The organism is Lactiplantibacillus paraplantarum (assembly GCF_003641145.1).
Classification (GTDB): Bacteria; Bacillota; Bacilli; order Lactobacillales; family Lactobacillaceae; genus Lactiplantibacillus; species Lactiplantibacillus paraplantarum.
Genome location: NZ_CP032744.1, coordinates 2,745,712 through 2,771,704, shown reverse-complemented (window position 1 = coordinate 2,771,704; position 25,993 = coordinate 2,745,712). Strand labels below are relative to the sequence as shown.

The window sequence follows — 25,993 nt, the reverse complement described above, 5'->3', positions numbered from 1 at the left end:
TATGTATGACTGATTACTCGGAAAAATATTTTTCTGAAAATTGATTGCAATTTTAAGGTAATAGGGTAAAATTATAAAATTGGAACCAAGCTTCTCAGACATCGATTGATGTTGGCTAGAAGACCAAAGGGTTGAGAAATTTTTCTCAGCCCTTTTTTTATTGAAAGAGGGAATCAAGTTTTGAGTAGAACACTTAAGCTTCGTTGGCTATTGTTAGGCGAATTTTTTGGCAGTTTTGGAAATAGTTTTATCTGGCCGCTAACAACCATCTACATGCATAATCAATTGCATCAATCACTAACGATTTCTGGAATTATCTTGATGTTGTATTCCGGATTCAATGTACTTGGAAGCTATGTTGCGGGAATTCGGTTTGATCATCATGATCCTCGCCGAATGATGATTGGTGGGCTTATTGGTGCTATTGGTGTTATGGGAATTCTAGTGAAGTATAATAGTTGGCCATATTATCCAATATTATTAATTTCATTTGGCTTTTTTAATGGTTGGATTATTACTATTTTAAATGCTTTCGGAACTCAATTAGTGGGTCAAAAAAGTCGATTCGTATTTAATATGCTCTATTTCACAAATAATTTAGGGGTTGTTTTTGGAACAATGGTTGCTGGACCGCTCTATCAGCTCAATGGTAATCGAGTCTCAATATTATTTGCGATTACGATTGGAATGTACTTTATTTATTTGCTGATTGTCCGGCGCTTCTTTATATTGACTTCCATGCCACTACAAAGTGAGAAGCATAAAGTGGTGGGGCCGCGTGCATCATTACCGAATAACAATGGTTATAGTATCTGGATGTTATTCATTTCGATTGCAATCATTTGGGTGACTTATTCGCAATGGTCGAGTAATTTTTCTGTTTATATGACTGGCCAAGGAATTTCGATGATGAAGTATAGTTTATTATGGACGATTAATGGTGTGTTGATTATGGTTTTTCAACCAATAATAACTTGGCTAACTCGTCGTATTACAAATGATTATTGGCTGGTGTACTTTGGGGTTTTAATGTTTATTTTTTCGTTTGCAATCTTAATGTTGTCGCATACTTATCTCATGTTTGTTTTGGGAATGGGCATATTAACTTTGGGTGAGATAACCGTTTTTCCAACAATTCCGGCAATTGTCAATTTACTGACGCCTGCGAATGTTAAGGGCCGGTACCAAGGACTACTCAATGCTTGGATTTCAATAGGGAAAGCCTTGGGGCCACTAATCGGTGGGATGATGATTCAAATCTTTTCTTACCAGGGCCTTTTCCTCTTTTGTACGGGTAGTTTGGGGCTAGTTGCATTGTCTATCATGAGTGTGCGTTTAATAAGCAAAAATACGATGCAAAAATTTTAAATGTTTAAAAACTAATTAGTTGGGGATGACTGTAGTATGGTATCGATAGATTGACGAATGATTTTTCACTGTAAGAAATTAAGTAAGTTTAACTGGAGAAATAATGTGAATAAAAGAGTTTTTTAATTCCCACTTGTAGAGTTTAAAGAATCAACTTATCAAGAGGAAAATCTACCATCATAGTTGATATACATACAGGTTGCTGGCTTCTTTGCAGAATGTGTTGATAGTCCAAATGAATTTCTTTTATGTTTTGATTGAATCTTGGTCAGGTGGGGTTCGACGGAAGAAAAGGTAGTCTCAGTGTTAAAATCATTTTCACGTTTTGCTACCGTCCATAATAAACTTACAGTCAGAAGGTGCAATTAATAACACCAAAGAGCATTGATGATTTAGGAGTAGTTGGTCAGACACAGTTGGCCAGTTTAAGAGCATCCGCATTGTCTTCGACAAAAAAACAGTTAACTGAAGCAAAAGAGATGCTTGCTACTTTGAAACTTAAAATAAATGCTAGTGACAATGATGATAAGGTTAATAATTTTCGAGTTAAAAAGGACAGTGTATTGCATTTACTAGTACCGCCTAAAATGGTAGAAGAATATATTCCTCAAAGAATAAAAATTGCTGAAATATATCCAAAGCTGAGCAGTCAGTCCAAGCGATAAAAAGTTATGTGGTGGTCAACGGATGTAACTAATGTAAAGGTGGGTCAAGAAACAAGGTATCGATTAATGACTAAGCCCCAAAGCCGCTTACGTTGACTGAAAGATAAGTGAAATCAGTGTAGCAACAGATAGCTTGAAAAATCAGAGTGCCTATGAGGTCGATTCGGTTGTTAAAGTAAATAAATCTGAAATCAAGAATTTGCGTTATGACCTTCAGGGGACGGTCTATTATATTACTGGTAGTAAGACGTATTTTGAATACTTCTATGATAAAATTCGTGGTGTGAATAATAATTAAAAAATCAGTGCCAGCCAGAGATTCTTATCTTTGGATTAGCGCTGATTTTTTTTACTCGATCATCTGATTGTACCTAATGTCAGCCATTCTTTTTCTGTAAAAATAGTTCTGATAACATGCCGTAAAGGCAGATGCCAAGAATAAAGATGGCCCAAAATATATCGGTAGTGGATTCAAAGCCATGACTGTAATGCATCAGGACAGGAATAAAGAGAAGTAAAGAAATCCAGAATCTAAAGCTACGATAAAAATTTTTTTTGAATTTAAATTTCATTTTTATTGCCTCCAAAATGTTTTACCATACACTAATGCTGATGGAAATATTAGTCCAATCATTAATGTTTAAAGAGATGGTTAACGAACGAATCTTCACAGTGACAGTTAGTTGTTAAAGATTTCAAACAGCAAAATAAATTTTCTTTGAAGTTAAATCGCCATTTTTAATGTTCTTCTATGCTTATTATTTATCAGCACTTCTGGATGATTTGTATCATAATTTCTATTATATAAAGTAACCCCCTGAGTTGAAGTAAATCCAGACTCAGGGGGGGATTATGTTTTCAGCTAATCGTTACGCGTTTGGCATGTTTCGCATTATTACTGGATATGAACAGGTGTGTTTACTGGGATATGCTCGTACATCCACTTAGCATCCGAAATGGATAAGCGGACGCAGCCATGTGAATCGGATTTTTTGCCGAGTAAGGCTGCCTTGCTGGCAATATAGTGATCGGATGCGTCTACTGGAACCGAGTGAAAGAGGTAGACGCCGTGATCCTTAAATGAGACCCAGTAATTAGCACCTTCGTTCAAGCTAGCATTGTAAAAATGCAGGCCGCGTTCAGGTTGGATGACGAAATCGCCTTTGGGGGTCGCATTCACACCGGGTTTACCGGTAGTGGCAAGCATTGTGTATAGGAGCTTATCGCCAGCTTTCAGGTAGACCCGCTGCTTTGCAACGGAGACATCAATCCTCAAGTTGGGATAATTTTGAACATTCGGATAAGGATGGTTGGGCTCAGAAGGGCCATGCCAATCAACCGGGGTTGCCATTGCAACGGCTGTTTTATGGCTGGTACTACTTTTACGCGTTTTAGCAAGCTTTGTCAGTTTGGAACGATTTGAATTAATATGACTAGTACTGGCAGCTTTAGCGCTAGTCATTGCAACAGCGGGGCCATTGACGATCATACTTCTAATCCCAAATAGGAGTACTACTCCGGCAATGGATAAGGTTAGATAGAGAATATACTTTGTTTTGGTTTGCACGTGTTCATACTCCTTAACTTAATAGTACTGCATCGCGAAAGACGCCAGCACCGGGATTTGAGAACAGCATCGATAGTGGCACGTAGCTTGCTAGAACCCACGTTTGATTACAGCGGCTTCCCAGGTGGTATTAATGTCAAACTCTAGAGTGGTTACTTATGTCAGGATACGCAAGTGGGATTTGACAATTGTATGACTAATGTTTGAGATATTCTGTTAGTCAGCGATCAATTTCTGTGCGACAAATGAAAAAATCACGGCAGCCGCAAGCTTATTTCCACGAGTTGAATCCTAGCACCTGATTATTCGAATAACAATGAGTTGGAAACGTCAAATTAAATTAATAATTATAAGTAGGGTTCGTCTTGATGATTATAGCGAGTGTAAACTGACTTATTTGGGTAACTGTGAGATTTTTTGCGACCGATACGGTGTAGAAAAATCATGGTCAGGAAAGTTTCCAAATTAAGGTAGGGTTGCAGCCTTTTGGCGGGCGCCAAGTGGTGTGATTGTGGGAAGTAAAACGGTGACCGTATAGGCACAATGGGATTAACGACCATTGCTTGCACCTTCAACGCGTGACCATAGAAAGCGCCGCATGTTTTGTGGTGGTGGAGTGATAAAACCAATGGTAATTAGAGCTTGTTCAATGCGAACTGGTTGCTTGGTGAGTTTTCGCGTTATAAGCCACGCAAAAAAAACCAGCAAATACCAACGCCGCTGATGATTCAGGACATTGGTATTTGCTGGTTTTTAAATTAGATGAATAATCGAACTAGTTAATCAACATATTGCGCGTAGTCGATCCCTAAACGCTTGGCAATTCCGGTAACTTCTGCGAGTGTCTTGTCATCAATCTCGATACCGTTAGCTGACCGGTCTTGGTACGCGGCCGCTTCCTTATCGCCGGCAACGATGACTGGTTTGCCAGGAACGGATGGTAGGTCGCGAATAGCTTGTAAGTAAGCTGAAAACTTAGCAATAATGGCATCCTTATCGCCAAAGATTGAAGGGTCAATGGCGACAAAGCTCTGACAAGGGCCCACGGAAAGGTCGTCCGGAGTAATTTCGTTAGAGGTGTTGCCCATTGAAAGGATTGCCGTGAACACCTCGACGATGACGCCGAGACCGAAGCCCTTGTGGCTACCAGTGTCTTCGGTAACGCCACCTAATGGGGCTAAACCAACATTGGAATCTAAATCACGCAGGGCGTCTAAGTCTTGCGTATCGCTATGGCTATTAACGGGCGTTTCGCCATCCTTAGCGACCCATAATGCGGGCATATCTTTACCTAATTTACGATAAACCTCAATTTTACCTTGTGGCACCGTCGTTGTGGCCGCATCGAAGATAAACGTGTTCGGGTTGGCTGGCATGGCAAAGGCAATTGGGTTGGTGCCGACTAATGCTTTGGTCGCGTGAGTGGGTAACATCGCTGAACGTGAATTGCACGACGACAGGCCAATCATACCTTCTTCGTCAGCCATGTTGGCATAGTAACCCGCAATGCCATAATGACCGGAGTTACGAGTCGTAACCATACCGATACCATGTTGTTTCGCTTTTTCAATAGCTAAGCGCATGCTATAAATGCCGTTTAACTGGCCTAAACCAAAATGGGCATCAACGACCGCACTAACATCGGTTTCCTTAACAACTTCTGGCTGATTATGTACGCGAATCTTACCATTACGAATAAAGTCATCGTACATGATCATTCGCTGGACCCCATGGGACTCAATACCAATTAAGTCGGTGTAGATCAACATGTGGGCGACTTCTTGACTTTCTTCTTCGGTAAAGCCGTAACCTTTATAAATATTGTAAATCAGTTGTTCAATTTTTTTATCATCATATCGTTTTACCATTATATTCACCACGTTGTTTGAAATAGATCTAAGTGACAATCAGATTGTTGTATTAGGTTAATATCACAAGAATGAATGCCAATTAAATTCTAATTATTTTTTAACTATACACTAATTAAAAGCGTTATCACTCAAGAAGTCAAGGTAGGTATTCAAAAAGTATGGTCCTAGGGCTAGACTAGTTTGAAGTCAATGCAGTGCGTACGGATGGCATCATAAATAAGTATAACTAAACGGTCAGTAGTTTAAGGTATGCGATTCACTGAACGTTAATCAGAGAACAACTTCGTGGCCACCAGAAGGATTAAAATTAATGTCGCCCCGTCTCTTTGAGCTGGATAATACATTAGTCGTCTACTTGGTCCCATCCTGGTATTCGGTTGAGACGCGATCACGAAGTTCCTTCCAATTAGCCGCATGTGCGAATAAGGTGATACGAACAGGGGGCAGGACAATAATCGCGTCAATCTTGATAATCTGAAATTTGACATCGACTTTAGCGGTTAATTCGCAGGAAATAATCGCCTCGACAGAGTTGGTAATTTTACGGATGGTAGTCTCGATGTTAAGCACTCCTAAGCCTTGTTATAACAAGTATAACTAAGTTTAACTAAAGGTAATTAAACAGCTTGCGATAAACACTAACGTCGCGATGTCGCCGTGAAGCTAGTCGCTAACCGGTGTCATAACGCCTCTCATCGATAAGCAAAACTTATCAATGAGGGGCGTTATTGGAATTGGTCCCTCCCCATTTTGCTTGTAAGATAGCACTTGTAAGTTAATTAGCAACGAACCAAATATAAACAAAAGAGGGTCTTCAGTTATGGCAATTAGTAAAAACGCACAGGCAAATCATCAAGAACTATTTCCAGATTTAAAGTCGACTTTGAAGGTCACTGATCCGGAATTCATTGAAATTTTTGATAACTTTAACTTTGATGAAGTGCTACAGCATCAAAACTTGGAGCTCAAGTTGAGAATGAAGATTACGCTGGCCTCATTAATTGCGATGCAATCCGTTAACGAATATCAGGCCATGTTAAATGGCGCTTTGAATGTTGGGGTGACACCCGTTGAAGTCAAAGAAATCGTCTATCAGGCCACGGCATATGTCGGTTTGGGGAAGGTATTTGATTTCTTGCATGCCACCAATGCCGTCTTTACAGAACGAAATATCTCATTACCGATTGAAGGCCAATCAACGACTACGCCAGCGACCCGTTATGAGAAGGGCTTGGATACGGTTCGACAGATGGCTGGTGATGCTGTTGATAAAATGCAGAAAAATTTACCCGAAAACGAAAAGCATTTTGCAATGTTCCTAGCTGATAATTGCTTCGGCGATTACTATACTCGTAACGGTCTTGATGCCAAGACGCGGGAATTGATTACTTTTGCGATGTTGATTTCACTTGGCGGCGCGGACCCGCAAGTTAAGGGCCACATACGCAATAACGTCACGGTGGGTAATGATAAAGAGACATTGTTGTCTGCGATTACAGTGTTGTTACCATTCATTGGTTATCCAAGAACGTTAACCGCGCTGAATTTATTAAATGAAATTATTCCAGAAAACAAATAATGAAAAGAGGACAAATAGTTATGACGAAAAAAACATGGTTAATTACAGGTGTTAGCAGTGGTTTTGGTCGGGCCATGACCACGCAATTATTGGAAGCTGGTAATACGGTAATTGGGACGGTTAGAAATACCACTAAGGTTCAAGATTTAATCGATCAATATCCGAATACTTTTATTTGTGAAACCTTAGATGTCATGGATGTGCCGGCAATCCACGAATTAATTAATCGTGTTGCGACCGAACACCAAATTGACGTTTTAGTTAACAACGCTGGTTACGGGCTCTTTGGCGCAGCTGAAGAATTAAATGATACGGATATTGATAAAATTCTAGCAACTGATTTGACGGGGTCAATTCAAATGATTCGCTCGATCTTACCATTCATGCGAGAGCAACAACGTGGTCAAATTATCCAGATTTCGTCTTACGGTGGTCAAGTTGCCTATGCAGGTAATTCGATGTATCACGCCGCCAAGTTTGGCATTGAAGGCTTCTGTGAATCGGTCGCCCAAGAGGTTGCGCCATTTAACATTGGTATGACGATTGTTGAACCCGGTGGCGCTCGGACTGAGTTCCGGTATGGCAGTGCCCACGTTGCCAATTTGATGAAGGTCTATGATGAAAATCCAGCCCATGCCTTTATGAAGATGCTTGATCCAGCAAATGGCTTAGCACCTGGTGATCCAGAAAAAATGGCTACCCGTATTATTGAAAGCGTCGATCAACCTGACACACCGTTGCATATGGTCTTAGGGTCGCAAGCGTTGGAAAATACGATTGCAACTTTGGAAAAACGGTTGGCTGAATATAAGTCTGAAAAGGAATTGGCAGCATCGACCGACTTTCCGGCTGGAAAATAGCAGTTTTGTTTATACACCGTAGTCGACAGATGGTAATAACAGTCCAGCAGTTCACTTAACTGAATTGCTGGACTGTTATTCATTTTAAAAGCACTTGACTTAAAGCACGCTTTAAGTCATATCATGAAACTATTGATATAGGTTCCCCAAAGAAAGGGCGGAGTTAAGATGGAGCGTAGTAAAGTTGTTGTTCACATGTACGTCTCAATTGATGGAAAAATTGACGGTTCGTATGGCAGTGCTAATTCGAGCCAATATTATTCAGACGAACTATTCCGCTTAAGTAATGCTGATGGCAATGGTCGTGAAACGATACAAATGTACGCGGCTACTGGCCATCCAGACTTAAGCCAGTACGATACGACCGGGATTGATTATCAAGATTGGTTACCTGATATTAAGTCAGAGACTTGGGCCGTCGCTTTTGACCGTAAAGGCAAAGATGGCTGGGATGTGAATTATTTTGATTACAATAATCATCGGATGCATACGATTGAAGTTGTGACTAAACAGGTCCAAAAGGCGTACTTAGCCTATTTGCAATCGTTAGAGATTCCATACATTGTTAGTGGCGAGACGGATTTTAATTTTGAAGATGTGCTGCGGAAACTAAAACAACATTATCAGATTGACACCTTGGCCGTGTGTGGTGGGGCTGTGATCAACGGAGCCTTTCTAAAAGCGCATTTTGTGGATGAGATTTCTTTAGTTATTGCACCACACGTTAGTGGCGATAACACGAAAAAGGCGGCCTTTGATACGTTGGGTGCCACGGTACAGGATACGTTCAAAATCAAGGCAGTTAAACAACTTGCCGATGGCGGTTTGCATTTGACCTTTGTGAAAGTAGATTAGAAACAGCGTTAATATCAGCAAGCTTGTCGTCAGCATGATGGCAGGGGTGCTGATATTGTTTTTCATAAGTAAAACTTATCAATGCGTGCTTGATTTGAAATTGGTCTAACGGTCGGTTGCTTGTAAAATATCACTTGTAAGCTAAATCAGAACAAGTGAAGAGGTAAATAAATGAATAACGAAGTAATCGTGCTTTTTGGTGCCGGTTCAATCGGCGAAGCCATTGTTAGACGAGTCGCTGCCGGTAGAAATTTATTATTGGCAGACTATAATGAAGCTAAATTAGTTGAAATGAAACAACGTTTGATGGAAGCCGGGTTTACCGTTGCAACGATTAAAGCGGACCTTTCATCGCGAGATTCCATTAAGGCGGTCGTTGCTAAAGCGCAGTCCTTAGGCAGTATTATGGGATTGGTTAACGCAGCTGGGGTTTCACCGTCACAGGCTAGTCCAGAACAGGTCCTCAAAGTGGATCTTTATGGCACGTCCGTTTTACTAGAAGAATTTGGTCGAGTGATGGCTCCCGGTGGTGCGGGTATCGTAATCTCATCACAATCGGGACACCGGTTACCGGCCTTATCACAAGCAGATAATCAAGCCTTAGCCATGACACCGACGGAAGAATTATTAGCTTTGCCAATCTTACAACCAGACGTGATCAAGGATTCGTTAGCTGCTTATCAATATGCTAAACGGACCAACGTTTTGCGAGTCGCTGCCGAATCAGTTAAATGGCAAGCCCGTGGTGCACGGATCAATACGATCAGCCCCGGCATCATCATGACACCATTAGCGGTTGACGAATTGAACGGTCCCCGTGGTGCGGGTTACAAACAGATGTTTGAGTCAATGGTCACGAAACGTCCAGGGACGCCCGATGAAATTGCCAATTTGGCGGAACTCTTAATGGATCGTCGCGGTGCCTTCATTACTGGGAGTGACTTTTTGGCTGATGGCGGCATTACCGCGCAATATTGGTATGGCAACGTTGCAGAAGTTCGTAACAGTGGCGCCCAAAAATAAATTTTTAAGGAGATTTTATTATGAAAGCAGCAACGTTTATTGAACCAGGAAAAGTCGAAGTTAAAGAATACGAAAAACCAACCATTCAAAAACCAACCGATGCGATTATCAGAGTGCTTCGGGCCTGTGTATGTGGGTCAGACCTATGGTGGTTCCGTGGTATTTCCCAACGGCAAGCGGGTTCAACAGTTGGTCATGAGGCCATCGGGATCGTCGAATCTGTTGGCTCAGCCGTTAAAGATGTGCAAGCGGGTGATTTTGTGATTGCACCGTTTACTCACGGTTGTGGGCACTGTGCCGCTTGTTTAGCGGGCTTTGATGGGGATTGCTTGAATCAAGAAGCCGGTGGTAATGGTGGTTATCAAGGTGAATACTTGCGCTTTACCAATGCTAATTGGGCGCTGGTTAAGATTCCTGGACAACCAGCAGATTATTCCGATGAGATGCTGAATAACTTCCTAGCCTTAGCCGATGTGATGGCAACAGGCTTCCATGCTGCAACTAGTGCGGAAGTCAAACAAGGTGATACTGTCGTTGTAATGGGCGATGGGGCCGTTGGTTTGAGCGGGGTTCTCTCTGCAAAACTACTCGGTGCTAACCGTATCATTGCAATGAGTCGTCATGAAGATCGCCAAAAACTAGCGAGAGAATTTGGTGCCACAGATATTATCGCTGAACGGGGCGATGAAGCCGTTGCTCAAGTGATGGCCCTGACCAAAACGGGTGCCGATGCTGTCCTTGAATGTGTTGGGACTGAACAGTCAGTTGATACGGCAATCAAGGTTGGCCGTCCTGGTGCGGTTGTTGGCCGCGTCGGCGTGCCACAAAAGGCCGAAATGAATACTAATAATCTTTTTTGGAAGAATATTGGATTACGAGGTGGGATCGCTTCGGTTACGACTGATGACAAGCAGGTGTTGTTAGATGCCGTTTTGACTGGCAAAATCCAGCCAGGGAAAGTCTTTACGAAACAGTTTGCGCTTGAAGATATTCAAGCAGCTTATGAAGCAATGGATCAACGGACTGCAATTAAGTCGTTGGTGGTTGTCAGTGATAGATAGGAGAAAAACCATGAAAAAAGTTTTAATTATTGGTGCCACGGGAACTATTGGCGGTGCCGTTCGCCAAACCCTCTTGAATGAAACCGATGATCAGTTAACGCTGTTTACTAGAAGTGCGAATCGGTTAAGCGCTACTGAGCGTGAAACGGTGATCGCTGGCGATGTGACTAAGGATAGCGATCTAGACAAGGCGATTGCAGGCCAAGACGTTGTTTTTGTTGCCTTGAGTGGTGCTTTAGGTCGATTTGCTAAAACCATTGTTGCCGCGATGGATCGAAACCACGTTACGCGGCTATTGTTCATCACTTCCATGGGTATCTATGATGAAATTCCTGCTTCGATTGGTGCTAGTGGCAATTTAAGTCATAATTCAATGTTACGGTCTTACCGTGAAGCTGCCGATATTATTGAAGGTTCTAATTTGAACTACACCGTGATTCGCCCAGGCTGGTTCACTGGGGGACCCGTTGATTATGAGATTACGAAGAAGGGCGAGCCCTTTGGTGGTCACGATGTTTCAATCAGTTCAATTGCCGACTTTGTGAAGGATGCTATTGCGGATGACAATTATTATTCACACGATAGCGTTGGTCTAAATTCAAAATAGTAATACTAAGGTCATTGGCGCAGCTGGTGGCCTTTTTCTGTGGCATAATAAGTTAAAAGCAACGTAAAGGTTAGGGTGAAGTCAATGTTTCAACAAATGCAGTATTTTATCGCAATCGTCAAAAACCATAGTTTTACCCAGGCTGCGGTGGATTGTCACATTTCACAATCCGCGATTTCGCAACAAATGAAGGAGTTAGAAAGCCGTCTGGGATTAAAGCTAATCAAGCGTCAGGGGCGAAGCTTTGAAGTGACGGAAGCGGGGCAGTACTTTTATACCCACAGTCAGGATATTTTAGCTGATGTTGAGCAACTCGTTGAAAATACAATTAAGATTGAAAAAAATGATGAAGCTGAACTACGGGTAGGTTATCTAAGAAGCTTTGGAACCACTGAGTTCTTGCAAACGGTGTCTGAGTTTACGCGGGAGTTTCCCAAAGTTAAAATCAAAATTAGCAGTGGGACCCATGAAGACCTCTATGAGTTATTAAGGACGGGCCAAATCGATTTAAACTTATCTGATCAACGACGAGCATTGTCGAATGAGTACCAAAATGAATTTTTAACGGCGAGTGAATTTATGGTTGCTGTCAATCATGCGCTACCAGTGGATACTGAAAAAATCGATATTGCGGCGTTAGTTGACCTGCCTTGTATATTGATTATTGATGGTAGCCAACAAGCCGCGGAAGAATCTTATTATCGGGATGTTTTGGGCGTTAAAAGTGAGTTTGTCCGTGCCCAAAATTATGACGAGGCTCAGATGTTGGTTGCCTCTAATCAAGGGTATTTGATCATCAATCAGCGGATGCGAACCCAGTTAGATCAAGATGTTGTTAAAATGATTCCATTGTTCAAGGGGCATCGTAATTTGATTCAAAACTACTATGCTTACTGGCAAGCTGATAATTCAGGCTATTATATTGAGACGTTTGCTGAGTTGTTGAAACAGAATTTTGCATAAGTTGAGCTTATCGAAGGTCGGCAAAAGTGAAATAGCTTTAATCTGGAACTTTCGTTATCATTTTCTTTGTAATCAAAACAAGGAGACGTGGAAGTTATGACAGATGAAGAAGCAATCGTACAATTATATCGTGATGAAAATGAAGCAATGATCAATAAGGATCTCAATAAACTAAATGAGATTTTGACCGATGATATGCATCTGACCCATATGACTGGCTACGTGCAGCCTAAATTCGAATGGATCGATCAGATTCAGAATGAAGAGATGCAGTACCTTGCTTCCAAAGAAGAAGCTATCAAAGCCATTCAAATCAACGGTGACAAAGCAAGCCTAATCGGTCAAAACCGGGTCCAAGCCAAGATTTGGGGTGGCGGCATTAATACTTGGCCGTTGCAAATGCGGATGTATTATAAAAAGCAAGCCGGTAAGTGGATGATTACTGACCAAGTTGCTAGTACTTACTAGCGTTAAGGCTTAACTGGAAAAAGCGATAATTTCGGGTGGGTCTGTGCCAACAATAACTTCTAAATATAAATAAACAGGACGAGCAACCGGGTTTAGGTTGTTCGTCCTGTTTATTTACTAACGGTTAGTTAAAAATGTATTGATCAAACCGTTAGTGGTGTGTTCGCTGGACTCGGAAATATTAAGTTTAGTATTTCATATACCTTCCTCAATCGTCTAAAAGCGTTTTTCATTACAGATTTTCTTGTAGACAATCGTTGGTATTCTTAGACAATCAAATCATTAATAATTGGACATAAACTACTTTGAATTTGTACTCTAGAAGTATGTGGAAATAGAATTAAATAATCAATAGATGGCAATTGAGCTAGTATATGCCAAATGTGAATCAGCTAGTTAGTAAATAACTAATATTTTGTTAGTTACTTCAAGTAAGCCTCATTGCTATAGGCTCTGATTCGACTAGAATTGGAATTCTTTATTGTTTTGAAGTACCAGTAACTGGGGGTGCCAACGACAGGAATATGGGCTAGTGAATCGAAAAGTTTATCCACAGGTACCGCCAAAGGTTGAATATTCACTAACGGCACTGGGAGAAAAAATTTTTACCCGTTTTGCAAGCGTTGGAGGACTTTGCGGTGGACTACCAGCAACATGAAAATGGTGACAAACAAGCATAGTTGCCTATTTTTTCAGCGTGCTGCAATCATTTTTAACCCCCTGATACGATGGTGCGTAGTCTGTGGATAAGTTATCAGGTTTGCGGTTAATTAGATAAAATTGATGAAAATAGCTGTTAATAAAGCACCTTGGTTGTGAGTAAAGCAACCATTATCTGAGGATAAATCGTGAAAATGAGGGAGCTGGAGTAGATTTGATTATCCACAGTGTATAACTTTTATTGCACAGAAACTGCCAATATGCCGTTGACAAAAAAATAGCTATCAAGAATTGGTTAAAATTGACTTGTTGACTAGCGAGATAACCGTTCAATCCATATTGGATGAAGTTTGCCTGCTAAGTAGATGATTAATATCTTACGATTTATTTCAATGAAATTCTTTAATGTAAGCACTGATTCAATTAGAATTGGTGTTTTTTTATTGTTCAGAAGAACCATTGTATCAGTACTTTGAGACACCTATCAAATAAATTGTTAGCCATTTAACTCATAAAGTGAGTAAATAAAAGTAGTTAGAGGGGGTAGAACTAATGGAAGATTCAATTGGGCAACGAATTAAAACCAAACGACTAGAATTGAAGTTAACTCAAAACCAAGTTGCAGAAAAATTATTTGTCACACAGCAAACCGTTGCTAGGTGGGAGAGCGGAAAGCATATGTTACCAGTAAAAGCAGTTCAGGATCTGAGTGAACTGTTTGACGTACCAACAGCCTATTTCTTTGGGGAAGATCAAGTGATTATGCGCCGGTTTAACTTTTTTGCTTTTGTGGGCAGTCTTTTTGTGAATTTTATATTTTTCTGGCTAATTGCAATTGTGTTATTAACAGTCCTACTAACATTGTGGGGAATGTTGGGAGCTGGTCTGGTCGCACCATTCGTAATTATTTGGCAGTTTATTGTTGGTATTCATCGTTTTAATGTCAGCAGATTATTGATTAGCTGTGGCATGTTAGGAATTACGATAGTTGTTATTCCGATTGTTTGGAAGATTACATGTTATATGGGCCGTATTTTAAGGGCCTATTATCGGTATAATATGAATTCAATTGTGTATGAGGTTGTGCCAAGGGGGGCTAATGATGATTATCGCAAAGAAAATCAGTAAGCAAATTCAACTTGCCAATCAGTCTGTAGAGATTTTGCATGAAACAACAATTGCGGCTGAGGCTGGGGAGTTCCTCAGTATTATTGGTCCCTCTGGTTCAGGAAAAACGACATTGTTGAATTGTTTGTCAGGGCTGGTTAAACCATCAACTGGTGAAGTTTATATTGATGGGCAGTGCATCCAGAAGTTGTCGGCACGTAAATTGGCCCAATTACGGCGTACCTCGATTAGTACGATTTTTCAATCGTATAATTTATTACCAGCATTAAATGTTTATGATAATGTGGTTTTACCATTGCGTTTGAATCACCAGCGAGCTAGTAAAGTAGCAATTACAGAATTACTCCAAAAATTGAATTTTAAGGCTGATTTGAATCAGGTCCCTAGTCAATTGTCGGGGGGAGAACAACAAAAGGTTGCTGTTGCTCGAGCACTGATGATGCATGCCCGCATTATTTTTGCAGATGAACCCACTGGCGCATTGGACTCGCTATCGCGTCAGGTGATTTTTGGCCAATTAAGGGCACTATCTCAGCAAGGTGTCTGTGTCATTATGGTGACTCATGATATTGAACAGGCGGCCCAAACGGATCGGGCACTAATCTTGAGTGACGGTTGTATTGTTAATGAAGTGAAGCAACCATCAGTTGAGCAATTGTTTACGCAAATGGATCATTTGAGGGGGTAATAATTATGTTGAGATTGGGGGCTCGCCAGTTTCAAGTTTCTTGGAAGTCGTGGCTGACGGGAAGCTTTATTTTTATTGTTGCAAGCTGGCTGATTGGATTCTGCTTGTCAGGAATTGCTGCGTTGCACCAGATGGTGTTTGATGTACAGATTAATCCATTGCCACTTTTCATTATGCCGATGGTTTTTGGTGGGCTAACGTTACTGTTTGTTTTAGGTACAATCATTCGAATGATTTTGCAAGAATTAGCAGTTGAGTACCGTTTATGGGGTGTTTTGGGAGCTAATCAGCATCAATTGGCACTTTTAATTGCAGTACAAGTAGGGATAACGGCCTTTTTTAGTAGTTGGCTTGGCTACGGTTTGGCGGTGGTGAGCATTAAACCATTATATGGATTGCTTCAGGTTTATATAGGGCATATTTGGCTACCTAACGTGACTTTCAGAATATCTGGTGAGGTGGGACTAGGTACTAGTTTGATCGTAACAGGACTTGCGGTAGTATCTGGCTTTATTAATACGCGACGGTTGTTGTGGGACCATCATCGACGGATCCTGACGAGCCTTTTATTCGCTATATCGTTAGTAGGTTTGATTATAGCGAATTATCAGGCGCTAATGAATGAGGTCGAAGATTACAATGGTAATGTTTTCCTAGTACTACTATTCTGGCTGATTTTGGTTCAAATTCAGATGGGGCGCCCAATAATGACTTGGGGTGCTAAACAGATTATGAAGTTGACACCAACTGGTCTTCTGAAAGTGGCAAGTTGTCGCTCAACGGGGAATGCTAGTGTTAACGTGCCGATATTAGTCTTACAGTCATTAATCTATGGACTCATTATGTTACTTTATGGATTTGGTGGAACTGGTGGCCAGGATATCAAAAATGTTATTGTCTCATTTATTATTTATGTCGGAGCACCGGGACTATTGGTTATTGCTAATGTGATTTCTGTAGCCATGTTAAATGGGCGACAACAACAGCGGGATATTAAACAGCTAACGCGATTGGGATTTAGTTTTAACATGTTGTTACGCGAGCGTAGCTGGGAAAGTTGTTTCCAAGTAATGCCACTCTTAATAACGATGTTGATTACTAATATGGCCTTATACAGTGTGCTAACAATCCTTGCTTGGCATACACAAGTTGGGATACAGGTCAGCATGATGACAGTAATTTGGTTACCAGTGGGTGTCTCTGTGATGACATGGTTGTTATTAACGCTAATTGCATGGCAAGCAGTTTTTGCCGGAGTGAGGAATAGGTCGGTAGTTTAATATTATGAATGATAAAATGGTATTTTAGTTTGGTTTAGGTATTGATATTTTAGGGGGAGCGGATTGATATGAAAATATATGGGCGAGTTCAGTTGATAGCAGGGATTAATTTAATAGCTTATTTAGCGGCACTCTATTTTTCAACGGGAGTTCATACTGGTTTTAAGTTGGATGATAATCAATTGATTGGTTACATGGCTTGTGGCGTTTTATTAAGCTTACTCGGAATATCCTTGGCAGTTAAGACGATGGCCAAGCGAAAGGTATAGGTGTTACTACTTTTAATAGGGTGCTTTACTCTGTTACTGTTAACAACGTTTAACATGGTTAGCTTTAATGAAGCTTTTTGGTATTTCTTGCCATTTGTTTATGGATTGCCTTTTGTTGAACTGGGAGAAGCGATTGAATTTCTGCTATCCGTCACTTGGGGGCACACTAAAGGGCGATATGAAGAAGTTGAATGAATGGTCGTAACATTGACAATAGCTGGTGGAGAATATAATAGCGGTGTCGTAAGGTCGTTGGACCGAGCGATACCGCTATTTTTTAAGCGATGACGAGTACGCGTTGATTAGTAAAATGACATGTAAGGGTGACAACTTACCAGTCAGGATTTTGGTTTACTTGGCTAGCCAGGTAAGAACCTTCCCAATCCGCGTATTGATCCAGCATTAGAAATAGTGCAGTCTTCATAGTGACCTACAGATTAAGGCTATATTTTCGACATCGAATGTGTTATCCTTAATTATACGAACATATGTTCTCAAAAGCGAGCACATGTTTAAATATTGGAGGTCGGCAGATGAGCCAAAAATCCGTAGTACTTGATTCAATTAGAGCATATATTTGTTATACACCACGGGTTTTTCAACGTGTTAATAAAAAATTAGCTATTAATTTGAGTGAAGCTGAAATCAAAGAGCTAGTCAATCGTATCCTGGTACAGCCGGATGAAGTCAAAAGATGTGGGAAAAATTATTATATCCGAAGTTGCGAAGCGAAGGTGGAATTGACGGTGAATGCTGGCAATTATCGCTTAATTACGGCTAGCAAGTACGGAGAAGTCAATGGTTCTAACCAGTTTAAAAGTACTGAAAAGATGAATTGAGGTCAGTGATTTGGAAATTAAAGAAGTAGCACAGCGGTCAGCAGAAATTCGTGAGCAATACCATCAGTTAGAAATTAAGCAAGATGGGCATTCTTGGACAACTGAGCAGGATGCATTGGCCTTTCTGACAGATGCGTCGTTAGTAGGTCGTCAGGTAATGGCCCAGACCGGTAGTTGGCCAGATAATGCAAATCATCAATTGTTAACTGAAAAGATAGGTGAATCCGTGTGGTGGTTGAGTGTTTTGGCTACTGAAAATGGGATTGACTTTAATGACGCGGTGACACGATTTTTACAGCGTAAAGCGGCGCAATTCAGACGTTAATTGATGTCAGTTGTTGATTGAGCGTAATTCCAGTGGTACTAAACATTTCAGAAATAATAAATTCACCCTCGATCAACTAGATTTTTACTAGTCTGATAGGGGGTGAATTTAGATGTTAATCTTATTGACGTTGCTTTAGTTACGACCTGTGATTAATTTTTGCGGATGGAATAGCTTATAAAAATGATATTAATTCGAAGCTAGTTCAAATTAAGCGTAGCGTCAAATGTTTTAAAGTCATTATCATCGTCATAGTCATCAGTATCGTAACTAGCATCCCATTTTAGACGGACACTGGTAATGTTTTTGACACTGGATAGCTTTGGCAAAATGAAATACAGATTGCCATCAGAATCGGTACCGCTGTTTAAATCACCATCAAAATCATCACTGTCGGCATCAGCATCGACTTGTTGCCCATCGTTAGTGCTGAGTTTAGCTTGGGTTGGGTACGCTGAAATGTCGCGGCCAGCATGGATGCTCATGTGAACTTTTACGATTCCGTTAAAGTCTTGTTTGTCGCTACCACTGCCGCTCGTATAAGTACCATCTGTTTTGTAGACCGTAACTTTATCGATTTTAAAAGTGGAGCCGGCCCAGCTACTGTCAGTAAATGAGGCCGTATAAGCTTGTTGGTCGGCAATATCAATGTCATCATCACCAATGGTAATACTGTCTGAATCTGAATCAGAGTCAGATTCAGAGTCTTCGCTATCACTATCGCTGGCTTCTTCACTGTCACTATCGCTATAACTATCATCAGAGCTAGTTGTAGCTGACTTGGAAGTTGTCGTCAAAGCAGAATCAATGGCGTTTTCACGAGCTGTCACGTTAACAAGTGCAGCGTATGCCAATGTAAATAAGACTAGGAGGCACCAAGTCCACCATTTGTGCGTCCAGTGTTTTGGTTGGCTGGTCGAACGGTCAAAGCGTTCACCAGCAGCTTTAGAGCGTTGGCAAAGGAACACAATGATTAAAATTGGTCCGACAAGCGGGATCAGCGAGAACCATAAATAGTGCGCTGAGCGATTAGAATCATGGAGACGCCGGGCGCTAGCTGTGAATTGCATCACTGAGATCCAAGACATGAGTGCCGAGTAAACTAATAATAATACGGTTTGTAAAGCATTGACGTGGAATGGATCAAGAATAAATGCTGGGTAACTGTATACTTTAAAGCCAAATACAATCGTTAAAATTAGGGTAATTAACACTAAATCTAAGTAAAGCCACCAATACTGGGGTCGTGTGATTCGTTGTGACCAAGTAAAGGTCTGGCGCATGCCTAGTTTGAGCGCGATCCACATATTGACATGTTCCGGCTGATTGGGTTCATTGTTCTGTTCCGGAGCACTGGTACTCTGAGCTTTAGCGGAAGTGGCTTTGCCTTGCGTAGCACCACAAAAAGGGCAAAAAGTCGCGTCAACGGGAATTTCTTTTCCGCAGTTAATACAATACTTTGTTTCGGACATCGATGTTCCTCCTGGAATACTTATACTAGGCGAAATATTATGAATATAAGTAGAATTTTATTATATGGCCGAGTAAGTTGTTATGACAGCCGAAAATAAGCATAACATAACTAGTTGGGAATATTAACAAAATATTAATATTAAATTCACATTTTGTTCATTAATGTACATAAATAATTATTGTCTTGTTTTATTGAAAAATTCAAACTGAAATAAGACTTTATAAGCTGTTTTTCAACTTTGATGTAGCTAAATGATGAGGTGTCAGATGTCATTTTAAGGCATCAATAGCTTATTTCTAGATAATTAGTATTATACAAATTGACTGTATTAAAGTGACCCGTTAGCGGTGCAATCTGTGATTGGACTATAATCGGAACACGATAAAGCCCCAGCAAATTAAAGTTTGCTGGGGCTTAACAATTAATTGATTTTATTGAGGGCCGCTTTCGGGACGTCTTTGTGATTAACTTTTTCCCAGTTGATCACTTGTTGGCGTTTGTCATTATAGCCGACTTTGAGATAGGCCCCCATCTTTAGTGAGCGTGGCAGAACGCTATCAAAAGAAAGATCTTTCTTAGCACCATTATCACTGTATCCAGGCTGTGAGTAGTGGTAGTAGACATAAGCCTTGCCGGAATCATCTTTTCCGGTTTTACGCTCACCTTTAGTTGTGATTTGAGTGTAGTAAGCTGTGGTTCCATAGTTTGAGTGGTACCAGTTGAAACCAAGGCCAACTGGAATTAACACGATAATTGTGATAATCAGTCCCCAGATACCCGCTGTTTTCATTAATAATCCCTCCAAGTGATTAGTTGAAATCTGATGCTAATCATAACGGTATGGAAAAACGGTGGCCAGCAGTTTATGCGATGCTAAACGAAAAACAAGCAATTAAATAAAAAATTAATGAAGGGTTCAATTGTGTCAATTATTCGGATGACCTGAATGTTGAAAAAATAAGGCTATATTGTAAGCGCTGTAATATTTTTCGAAAAAACATTTGACTTTTGCTATGTAAAGGCTTACATTGTTACTTGTAAATATAAATAAATTAGACATGTAACTGGTAATGCAGGCAGGATCTAAAAAAGTAACGGGCTTGGTCCGAATAACTTTTTAGGTCCTGTTTTTTGTCGTTAGGAGTGATTAAAATGGATTTTAATGATAGTGCGCAAGCAATTATTTTAAATGTCGGTGGAGCCCCAAATATTAATTCTTTGATTCATTGTTCGACTAGGTTACGGTTTACCTTGAATGATTTTGCTAAGGTAGATTTGGAAAAATTGAAAACAATTGATGGTGTTCTGGGAGCTGTAATTGCTGGTGGTCAATGTCAGGTGATTATTGGTAATGACGTTGTTGAGATGTTTGATGCGGTTCAGATTTTATTGGGCAATAATACGCAACAAGGTGCTGCTACGGGACCTAAGCAATCATGGGGAAAAATTGTTCTTGATTTTATTATTGGGGTTTTTCAACCGTTAGTACCAGCAATTGCCGGCGGTGGTATTTTAAAAGCGGTATTAATGTTGTTGGCCATGTTTGGCTGGATTAGTGATAAGAGTCAAACTTACCAAGTCCTAAACTTAGTTGGTGGGGCACCGTTATACTTATTGCCAATTTTAGTGGCAATCACAACAGCTCAAAAACTCAAAGTGAATCCGCTGGTGGCAGTGTCAACGGTCGGTGTGTTAATTTTACCAGACCTAGTAGCAATGTTAACCAAGGGAACGACTTTGTTTGGATTACATGTTACTAATGTTACCTATAGTTCACAAGTATTTCCCGCAATCTTATGTGTTTTGTTTTATGCATTAATGGAACGCTTCTTTACAAAGTATTCGCCTAAACCAATCCGAATCTTCTTTGTACCTATGATGTCAATGTTGATCACGGCACCAATTACGTTACTGTTTCTCGGACCATTAGGTTATGTTGTTGGTGAAGGTTTTGTTAGTGTTATTTTATTTTTAAATACGCACCTGGGTTGGGTAGCAACAGCATTGCTAGCCGGTGTGCTACCATTTATGGTTGCAACAGGAATGCACAAGCCAATGATTCCATATGTTGTGTCAACGTTTAGCACAGTGGGTAAAGAGTCGTTATATTTGCCTGCGTCATTGGCACACAATATTTCAGAAAGTGGGACTTGTTTTGCAATTGCACTTCGCACGAAGGATACCAAATTACGAGCAGTTGCACTTTCAGCGGGAATTTCAGCACTATTTGGTATTACTGAACCTGCGTTATACGGAGTTACCTTACAACATAAACGGGCACTAATCAGTGTTATTACGGGTGGTGTAATTGGAGGTGCCTACGTTGGAATTGCTGGTTTATCTGGTTTTACGATTGTTGGTCCCGGATTGGCAAGCCTACCAATGTTTGTAGACAAAAGTGATCCATCTAATTTAATTCATGCCTTGATTGGGTTTGGAATTTCATTCGTTGTTTCGTTTGTCGTTAGTCTGATTATCTGGAAAAATAACGAAGAAACTAGTTCTGCAAGCAATACTGACGAAAAAGCGACAGCAGTAGTTGCTGAGGACTTAATGTCACCAGTTGCTGGCAAGGTGTTACCATTATCTGATGTTCCTGATGATGTCTTTTCACAAGGATTAATTGGTCAAGGAATTGCCGTTGAACCAAGTGATGGAAAGTTAATTGCACCCACAGATGGTACCATTGAGATGGTTTATGAGACCAAACACGCATTAGGTATGCGTACGGATAATGGCGCAGAGCTGTTGTTCCATATTGGTTTGGACACTGTTCAATTAAATGGTAAGTATTTTGAATCCCTCGTGCAAGTTGGTCAACATGTCCAGGCTGGTGAGTTACTTGAAACTTTTGATATAGCTAAGATTAAAGCAGCGGGATATAACCCTATTACGATGATGGTTGTGACTAACCAAGACAGTTATGCCGTTGCTGTGGACGAAAAAAATGAGACATTTGATAGTCGATCTGTTATGAATATTGCAAAGTTAGGAGTTTAGCTAATGGGATTACGAAAAGATTTTTTATGGGGCGGCGCGATAGCTGCTAATCAAGTAGAGGGTGCATGGGATACTGATGGTAAGGGGTTATCAGTTGCAGATGTTGCGACATATAAGCCTAATGTCGATGTTAAAGATTACCGCAAACAGGTTGGCGTTACGATGTCTGGCATTGAACAAGCTATTCAGGATACAGATACTAAGTATTACCCTAAACGACGTGGCATTGATTTTTATCACCGCTACCCAGAAGATTTGGAATTGTTTCATGAAATGGGATTTAAAACATTGCGTTTGTCAATTGCGTGGACACGAATATTTCCGACAGGTGAGGAATCTGAACCTAACCAAGCTGGTTTAGACTACTATAAGGCAATGTTTAATAAGATGCATAAGTTAGGGATTGAACCAATTGTGACACTATCACATTATGAAATGCCGCTAGCATTGGCAACTAAATATAATGGCTGGGAAGATCGCAAAGTCATTGATTTATTTGTTCGGTTCTGTAAAACTTGTTTCGTGGCTTACAAGGATGATGTGAAGTATTGGCTGACTTTCAATGAGATTGATAGTGTTACGCGTCATCCGTTTACTTCAGCTGGCATTATTCCTGATCAGACTGATAATTTGTTGCAGGTAGAGTATCAAGCATTTCATCATCAATTCGTGGCTTCTGCTATGGTAACGAAGGCTTGTCACGAGATTATTCCTGGTAGTCAGGTAGGATGTATGTTGACAAAATTAACAGATTATCCAAATTCGTCGGATCCGCGGGATGTACTGGCATCATTCAATGAGAACACGATGAATTATTTCCCGGCAGATGTACAAGTGTTTGGTGAATATCCGGCCTTAGTATTGAATTACTTCAAGAAACAGAAAATCCACATTGATATGACTTCAGCGGACTTAGATATTTTGAAAAAAAATACGGTTGATTTTGTAACCTTTAGTTATTACATGTCATTGGTTTCGTCGTATGATGAGAATAACTTGACCTTGACGACCGGTAATACGATTGTTGGCGGTAAGAATCCACATCTACCGGTTACGGAGTGGGGATGGACGGTTGATCCAGTTGGATTGAGGATTTCATTATTACAGTTATATGATCGCTATCACAAGCCATTAATGATCGTTGAAAACGGAATGGGTGCTAAGGACGAGCTCACTGCGGACCATCAGATCCATGATGATTATCGTATTAAATATTTCCGCACACATTTCAAAGAAATGATTAAGGCAGTGGACGCGGGTGTCGATTTGTTGGGATACACTAGCTGGGCACCAATTGATTTAGTAAGTGCTTCAACCTCACAGATGTCTAAGCGCTATGGCTTTATTTATGTGGATGAAGATGATTTAGGTAATGGCTCGCTCAAGCGCTACCGGAAAGACTCTTTTGCTTGGTATCAGAAAGTAATCAAGACAAATGGAATTGATCTAGATTAGTGAAGGTGTGGTGATTAAATGCTACGGATTAAGAAGGTGTTAAACTCTAGCGTTGTCTTGGTTACCGATGAACATAATCAGGAATTTATCTTGCTAGGTAAGGGGATTGGTTATGGAAAGAGGCCGGGTGCTGTGATTATGAAAGGCGATTTTAATCAGGTTTTCGTAGCATCATCAGACCCAAACGTAGAACAATTACTAGCAACGATTGCATCATCATCGCCCCAATTGATTGAAATTACGCAAACAATCGTTAGCGAGGCGACCGAGCAGTTGCGGAGCAAGTTAAGTGATACGTTATATGTTGCTTTGCTGGATCATTTGAAATTTGCCCTTGAACGTGCTGCGAAAGGGATCGTCATTACCAACCGAGTTTATTGGGAAATTAAAACATACTATACCCATGAATTTGAAATTGGTCAGTTAGCAGTTAGATTAGTTAACCGGGCATTTAAAACTGAATTTTCGGAGCAAGAGGCGGCAAATATTGCTGCACACATCATTAATGCAGAAAATGGAACCGATGAGCGGAAGGATGCATTAAAGGCTGGCCAATTGATTGGACGGATCATTAATATTATCAAGTATCAGGCCGGTGGAGTAGTTAATGAACATGATTTAAATTATCAGCGATGTGTGGTACATGTGAAATTTTTAGTTGAACGGGCTATTGCAGGAGAGTTGTTGAAGGATACAGATCCGGCAATGGTAGCCATAGTCAGAAGTCAAAATCCGCGTGCTTTTGCAATTGCTGGAAAGGTGGCTGCATACTTGAATATGAAGTTTCAGACACCCCTACCGGATGAAGAAGTGATGTTGATGGCGATGCAGATTCAACGTGTGTTACCATAACTGCACTATTATATACTTGACAGGTAATTACAAGTGAAAAGTATACGCCATTATGAGCTATTATCATGATGGCGTATATTTGTATAAAAACTAGTTTTTGGGCGGATTAGGAGTGGATGACGATTTTGCTTGTATTTCACGATATAGTATCATCTTTCGATGCAGAAAATCCAAGTTGCCTTGTGTTTCTGCCATGATAATATTTAATTGTGTTTCTTGTTCCTGCAGTAAAGTTAAACGTTCGGGAATCGTTTGATTACCGGCATAGCGTAATTGTGCATATCGTTGCATGTGCTGAATTGATATTCCAGTCTTTTTTAGACGTTTTAAGAAATTAACCCAGTCTATATCGGCAGTACAATATTGCCGACGATTGCCAGTAGTTCGCGTTGGGCGTATCAGGCCGACTTCTTCGTAGTAGCGTAGCGTGTCGATTGTTAAGTCAGTTTTCCGTGAAAATTCACCAATTTGCATCATTGTAAAAGCCTCCTAAAATAAAGCTTGATGTCGGGTGTACCCGAGGTTGTAACCTAAGATTAATCAAATGAAGGAGCTGATCATGATGGAACATAATCAACGATTAATTGATGGTAAAGCGATGTTACAACGAGTGGATGCTGAAGCGGCTGACAGTGTAATGGCGAGTCTGCATACAATTGCACCAGATGTGGCCAAGATGATTCTGGAATTTGCGTTTAATGATATTTATATGCGTTCCGGACTATCGTTGCAACAACGGGAGTTAATTACCATTACTAGCTTACTAACGCAGGGCGATACAGCTGACCAATTACGGGTGCATCTCAATGGTTGTCTCAATGTTGGACTTAGTCAAAAGGAAATTGTGGAAGCTTGTATTCATTGTATTCCATACGTGGGTTTTCCGAAGGTGCTGAACGCGTTAACGGTGGTTAAAGAAGTTTTTGCAGATAGTCAAAAGTAAATTCGTAGCTATTGCAAAAGCTGATATCGGAATTTTTAACGATTTATAATAATGACTGCTATAGTAACAAGTTATAAATTATTTTTGTTGATAATTTATGACTTGTTTTTGTGTTGATGGCGCAAAATGTAATCATCAACATCTATTAATAGCGGTAACTAGATTGTGGCGACATGCTGTGGTGATTTGCAAA

General features: G+C 40.5%; 28 protein-coding genes and 2 pseudogenes. 23 read left to right on the top strand and 7 right to left on the bottom strand.

Going from position 1 to position 25,993, the window contains the following annotated elements; genetic code table 11:
• Window positions 1-180: 180 nt before the first annotated feature.
• From LP667_RS13595 to LP667_RS16800, 3 genes are all read left to right on the top strand, one after another.
• Complete coding sequence (locus LP667_RS13595; protein ID WP_021731131.1) at window positions 181-1,368, top strand: MDR family MFS transporter; 1,188 nt, start codon at window positions 181-183, stop codon at window positions 1,366-1,368.
• Between the two features lie 359 nt (window positions 1,369-1,727).
• Window positions 1,728-2,033, top strand: coding sequence for a hypothetical protein (locus LP667_RS13590; RefSeq protein WP_131505618.1), 306 nt, complete (start codon window positions 1,728-1,730; stop codon window positions 2,031-2,033).
• A gap of 103 nt (window positions 2,034-2,136) precedes the next feature.
• Window positions 2,137-2,331, top strand: coding sequence for a hypothetical protein (locus LP667_RS16800; RefSeq protein ID WP_474551312.1), 195 nt, complete (start codon window positions 2,137-2,139; stop codon window positions 2,329-2,331).
• 597 nt (window positions 2,332-2,928) lie between these two features.
• Here the strand turns inward: LP667_RS16800 and LP667_RS13580 are convergent.
• The 3 genes from LP667_RS13580 to LP667_RS13570 form a co-directional block, all read right to left on the bottom strand.
• On the bottom strand, window positions 2,929-3,600 hold the full coding sequence (locus LP667_RS13580) for a L,D-transpeptidase (protein ID WP_021731134.1): 672 nt from the start codon (window positions 3,598-3,600) through the stop codon (window positions 2,929-2,931).
• Window positions 3,601-4,379: 779 nt separating this feature from the next.
• Window positions 4,380-5,468 (bottom strand): Ldh family oxidoreductase, encoded by a 1,089-nt coding sequence (locus LP667_RS13575; protein ID WP_021731136.1) that lies wholly within the window; start codon window positions 5,466-5,468, stop codon window positions 4,380-4,382.
• Between the two features lie 354 nt (window positions 5,469-5,822).
• Window positions 5,823-6,041 carry a hypothetical protein gene (locus tag LP667_RS13570; RefSeq protein ID WP_033609392.1) on the bottom strand — a complete coding sequence of 73 codons (219 nt, stop codon included), beginning with the start codon at window positions 6,039-6,041 and terminating at the stop codon, window positions 5,823-5,825.
• A gap of 250 nt (window positions 6,042-6,291) precedes the next feature.
• On the opposite strand from LP667_RS13570, the gene LP667_RS13565 reads away from it, so the two are divergent.
• The 14 genes and pseudogenes from LP667_RS13565 to LP667_RS17155 all read left to right on the top strand — a co-directional run bounded on the left by LP667_RS13565 (window position 6,292) and on the right by LP667_RS17155 (window position 17,107).
• Entirely contained in the window at window positions 6,292-7,050 is a 759-nt protein-coding gene (locus LP667_RS13565; RefSeq protein ID WP_021731137.1) for a carboxymuconolactone decarboxylase family protein, read from the top strand.
• 20 nt (window positions 7,051-7,070) lie between these two features.
• On the top strand, window positions 7,071-7,910 hold the full coding sequence (locus tag LP667_RS13560) for an SDR family oxidoreductase (RefSeq protein WP_021731138.1): 840 nt from the start codon (window positions 7,071-7,073) through the stop codon (window positions 7,908-7,910).
• Between the two features lie 168 nt (window positions 7,911-8,078).
• Window positions 8,079-8,765 carry a dihydrofolate reductase family protein gene (locus LP667_RS13555; protein WP_056988350.1) on the top strand — a complete coding sequence of 229 codons (687 nt, stop codon included), beginning with the start codon at window positions 8,079-8,081 and terminating at the stop codon, window positions 8,763-8,765.
• Window positions 8,766-8,936: 171 nt separating this feature from the next.
• The gene (locus LP667_RS13550) at window positions 8,937-9,788 is read left to right on the top strand and encodes an SDR family oxidoreductase (RefSeq protein ID WP_021730756.1); all 852 of its coding nucleotides are present in this window, start codon (window positions 8,937-8,939) and stop codon (window positions 9,786-9,788) included.
• Window positions 9,789-9,808: 20 nt separating this feature from the next.
• Complete coding sequence (locus tag LP667_RS13545) at window positions 9,809-10,849, top strand: zinc-dependent alcohol dehydrogenase family protein (RefSeq protein WP_021730757.1); 1,041 nt, start codon at window positions 9,809-9,811, stop codon at window positions 10,847-10,849.
• Between the two features lie 10 nt (window positions 10,850-10,859).
• Window positions 10,860-11,456, top strand: coding sequence for an NAD(P)H-binding protein (locus LP667_RS13540; protein WP_021730758.1), 597 nt, complete (start codon window positions 10,860-10,862; stop codon window positions 11,454-11,456).
• 84 nt (window positions 11,457-11,540) lie between these two features.
• Window positions 11,541-12,419: a LysR family transcriptional regulator gene (locus LP667_RS13535; RefSeq protein ID WP_021730759.1), complete on the top strand. Its 879-nt coding sequence runs from the start codon at window positions 11,541-11,543 to the stop codon at window positions 12,417-12,419.
• Between the two features lie 96 nt (window positions 12,420-12,515).
• Window positions 12,516-12,887, top strand: a complete 372-nt coding sequence (locus tag LP667_RS13530; protein WP_021730760.1) for a nuclear transport factor 2 family protein — start codon at window positions 12,516-12,518, stop codon at window positions 12,885-12,887.
• A 523-nt stretch (window positions 12,888-13,410) separates the two neighbouring features.
• Window positions 13,411-13,567, top strand: a pseudogene (locus LP667_RS17320) (winged helix-turn-helix transcriptional regulator); the annotation flags it as partial.
• 532 nt (window positions 13,568-14,099) lie between these two features.
• The gene (locus LP667_RS13520; protein WP_021730761.1) at window positions 14,100-14,675 is read left to right on the top strand and encodes a helix-turn-helix domain-containing protein; all 576 of its coding nucleotides are present in this window, start codon (window positions 14,100-14,102) and stop codon (window positions 14,673-14,675) included.
• Window positions 14,650-15,363, top strand: coding sequence for an ABC transporter ATP-binding protein (locus tag LP667_RS13515; RefSeq protein WP_056988349.1), 714 nt, complete (start codon window positions 14,650-14,652; stop codon window positions 15,361-15,363). The genes LP667_RS13520 and LP667_RS13515 overlap by 26 nt, the downstream gene beginning before the upstream one ends.
• A gap of 5 nt (window positions 15,364-15,368) precedes the next feature.
• Window positions 15,369-16,643, top strand: a complete 1,275-nt coding sequence (locus LP667_RS13510; protein WP_021730763.1) for a hypothetical protein — start codon at window positions 15,369-15,371, stop codon at window positions 16,641-16,643.
• Window positions 16,644-16,711: 68 nt separating this feature from the next.
• Window positions 16,712-16,912: a hypothetical protein gene (locus tag LP667_RS17160; protein WP_021730764.1), complete on the top strand. Its 201-nt coding sequence runs from the start codon at window positions 16,712-16,714 to the stop codon at window positions 16,910-16,912.
• Window positions 16,913-16,966: 54 nt separating this feature from the next.
• On the top strand, window positions 16,967-17,107 hold the full coding sequence (locus LP667_RS17155) for a hypothetical protein (RefSeq protein WP_021730765.1): 141 nt from the start codon (window positions 16,967-16,969) through the stop codon (window positions 17,105-17,107).
• A gap of 139 nt (window positions 17,108-17,246) precedes the next feature.
• Here LP667_RS17155 and LP667_RS17150 read toward each other — a convergent pair.
• Window positions 17,247-17,336 (bottom strand): annotated as a pseudogene (locus tag LP667_RS17150) (glutamine amidotransferase); the annotation flags it as partial.
• Between the two features lie 109 nt (window positions 17,337-17,445).
• Here LP667_RS17150 and LP667_RS13495 point away from each other — a divergent pair.
• Both LP667_RS13495 and LP667_RS13490 read left to right on the top strand, forming a co-directional pair.
• On the top strand, window positions 17,446-17,751 hold the full coding sequence (locus tag LP667_RS13495; RefSeq protein WP_021729935.1) for a DUF3781 domain-containing protein: 306 nt from the start codon (window positions 17,446-17,448) through the stop codon (window positions 17,749-17,751).
• A gap of 10 nt (window positions 17,752-17,761) precedes the next feature.
• Window positions 17,762-18,076 carry a nucleoside triphosphate pyrophosphohydrolase family protein gene (locus LP667_RS13490; RefSeq protein WP_021729936.1) on the top strand — a complete coding sequence of 105 codons (315 nt, stop codon included), beginning with the start codon at window positions 17,762-17,764 and terminating at the stop codon, window positions 18,074-18,076.
• A gap of 200 nt (window positions 18,077-18,276) precedes the next feature.
• Here the strand turns inward: LP667_RS13490 and LP667_RS13485 are convergent, their stop codons facing one another.
• Both LP667_RS13485 and LP667_RS13480 read right to left on the bottom strand, forming a co-directional pair.
• Window positions 18,277-19,548, bottom strand: coding sequence for a DUF805 domain-containing protein (locus tag LP667_RS13485; RefSeq protein WP_021729937.1), 1,272 nt, complete (start codon window positions 19,546-19,548; stop codon window positions 18,277-18,279).
• 423 nt (window positions 19,549-19,971) lie between these two features.
• Window positions 19,972-20,340, bottom strand: coding sequence for a YxeA family protein (locus tag LP667_RS13480; RefSeq protein ID WP_021729938.1), 369 nt, complete (start codon window positions 20,338-20,340; stop codon window positions 19,972-19,974).
• Window positions 20,341-20,702: 362 nt separating this feature from the next.
• Here LP667_RS13480 and LP667_RS13475 point away from each other — a divergent pair, with 362 nt between their 5' ends.
• Genes LP667_RS13475 through LP667_RS13465 form a run of 3 tightly spaced genes read left to right on the top strand, consistent with a single transcriptional unit; the run spans window position 20,703 to window position 24,857 of the window.
• Window positions 20,703-22,550, top strand: a complete 1,848-nt coding sequence (locus LP667_RS13475; protein ID WP_021729939.1) for a PTS beta-glucoside transporter subunit IIBCA — start codon at window positions 20,703-20,705, stop codon at window positions 22,548-22,550.
• Between the two features lie 3 nt (window positions 22,551-22,553).
• The gene (locus LP667_RS13470; protein ID WP_021729940.1) at window positions 22,554-24,005 is read left to right on the top strand and encodes a glycoside hydrolase family 1 protein; all 1,452 of its coding nucleotides are present in this window, start codon (window positions 22,554-22,556) and stop codon (window positions 24,003-24,005) included.
• 18 nt (window positions 24,006-24,023) lie between these two features.
• On the top strand, window positions 24,024-24,857 hold the full coding sequence (locus LP667_RS13465) for a PRD domain-containing protein (protein ID WP_021729941.1): 834 nt from the start codon (window positions 24,024-24,026) through the stop codon (window positions 24,855-24,857).
• A gap of 90 nt (window positions 24,858-24,947) precedes the next feature.
• On the opposite strand, the gene LP667_RS13460 is transcribed toward LP667_RS13465, so the two are convergent.
• Window positions 24,948-25,334 (bottom strand): MerR family transcriptional regulator, encoded by a 387-nt coding sequence (locus LP667_RS13460; RefSeq protein WP_021729942.1) that lies wholly within the window; start codon window positions 25,332-25,334, stop codon window positions 24,948-24,950.
• 85 nt (window positions 25,335-25,419) lie between these two features.
• On the opposite strand from LP667_RS13460, the gene LP667_RS13455 reads away from it, so the two are divergent.
• Window positions 25,420-25,800, top strand: coding sequence for a carboxymuconolactone decarboxylase family protein (locus tag LP667_RS13455; protein WP_033609148.1), 381 nt, complete (start codon window positions 25,420-25,422; stop codon window positions 25,798-25,800).
• Window positions 25,801-25,993 lie beyond the last annotated feature (193 nt).

Excerpts from the sequence above, each read along its gene's own strand:
- LP667_RS13575 (WP_021731136.1), bottom strand. The coding sequence starts at position 5,468 with ATGGTAAAACGATATGATGATAAAAAAATTGAACAACTGATTTACAAT.
- LP667_RS13565 (WP_021731137.1), top strand. The coding sequence starts at position 6,292 with ATGGCAATTAGTAAAAACGCACAGGCAAATCATCAAGAACTATTTCCA.
- LP667_RS13560 (WP_021731138.1), top strand. The coding sequence starts at position 7,071 with ATGACGAAAAAAACATGGTTAATTACAGGTGTTAGCAGTGGTTTTGGT.
- LP667_RS13555 (WP_056988350.1), top strand. The coding sequence starts at position 8,079 with ATGGAGCGTAGTAAAGTTGTTGTTCACATGTACGTCTCAATTGATGGA.
- LP667_RS13550 (WP_021730756.1), top strand. The coding sequence starts at position 8,937 with ATGAATAACGAAGTAATCGTGCTTTTTGGTGCCGGTTCAATCGGCGAA.
- LP667_RS13545 (WP_021730757.1), top strand. The coding sequence starts at position 9,809 with ATGAAAGCAGCAACGTTTATTGAACCAGGAAAAGTCGAAGTTAAAGAA.
- LP667_RS13540 (WP_021730758.1), top strand. The coding sequence starts at position 10,860 with ATGAAAAAAGTTTTAATTATTGGTGCCACGGGAACTATTGGCGGTGCC.
- LP667_RS13535 (WP_021730759.1), top strand. The coding sequence starts at position 11,541 with ATGTTTCAACAAATGCAGTATTTTATCGCAATCGTCAAAAACCATAGT.
- LP667_RS13530 (WP_021730760.1), top strand. The coding sequence starts at position 12,516 with ATGACAGATGAAGAAGCAATCGTACAATTATATCGTGATGAAAATGAA.
- LP667_RS13520 (WP_021730761.1), top strand. The coding sequence starts at position 14,100 with ATGGAAGATTCAATTGGGCAACGAATTAAAACCAAACGACTAGAATTG.
- LP667_RS13515 (WP_056988349.1), top strand. The coding sequence starts at position 14,650 with ATGATTATCGCAAAGAAAATCAGTAAGCAAATTCAACTTGCCAATCAG.
- LP667_RS13510 (WP_021730763.1), top strand. The coding sequence starts at position 15,369 with ATGTTGAGATTGGGGGCTCGCCAGTTTCAAGTTTCTTGGAAGTCGTGG.
- LP667_RS17160 (WP_021730764.1), top strand. The coding sequence starts at position 16,712 with ATGAAAATATATGGGCGAGTTCAGTTGATAGCAGGGATTAATTTAATA.
- LP667_RS17155 (WP_021730765.1), top strand. The coding sequence starts at position 16,967 with ATGGTTAGCTTTAATGAAGCTTTTTGGTATTTCTTGCCATTTGTTTAT.
- LP667_RS13495 (WP_021729935.1), top strand. The coding sequence starts at position 17,446 with ATGAGCCAAAAATCCGTAGTACTTGATTCAATTAGAGCATATATTTGT.
- LP667_RS13485 (WP_021729937.1), bottom strand. The coding sequence starts at position 19,548 with ATGTCCGAAACAAAGTATTGTATTAACTGCGGAAAAGAAATTCCCGTT.
- LP667_RS13480 (WP_021729938.1), bottom strand. The coding sequence starts at position 20,340 with ATGAAAACAGCGGGTATCTGGGGACTGATTATCACAATTATCGTGTTA.
- LP667_RS13475 (WP_021729939.1), top strand. The coding sequence starts at position 20,703 with ATGGATTTTAATGATAGTGCGCAAGCAATTATTTTAAATGTCGGTGGA.
- LP667_RS13470 (WP_021729940.1), top strand. The coding sequence starts at position 22,554 with ATGGGATTACGAAAAGATTTTTTATGGGGCGGCGCGATAGCTGCTAAT.
- LP667_RS13465 (WP_021729941.1), top strand. The coding sequence starts at position 24,024 with ATGCTACGGATTAAGAAGGTGTTAAACTCTAGCGTTGTCTTGGTTACC.
- LP667_RS13460 (WP_021729942.1), bottom strand. The coding sequence starts at position 25,334 with ATGATGCAAATTGGTGAATTTTCACGGAAAACTGACTTAACAATCGAC.
- LP667_RS13455 (WP_033609148.1), top strand. The coding sequence starts at position 25,420 with ATGGAACATAATCAACGATTAATTGATGGTAAAGCGATGTTACAACGA.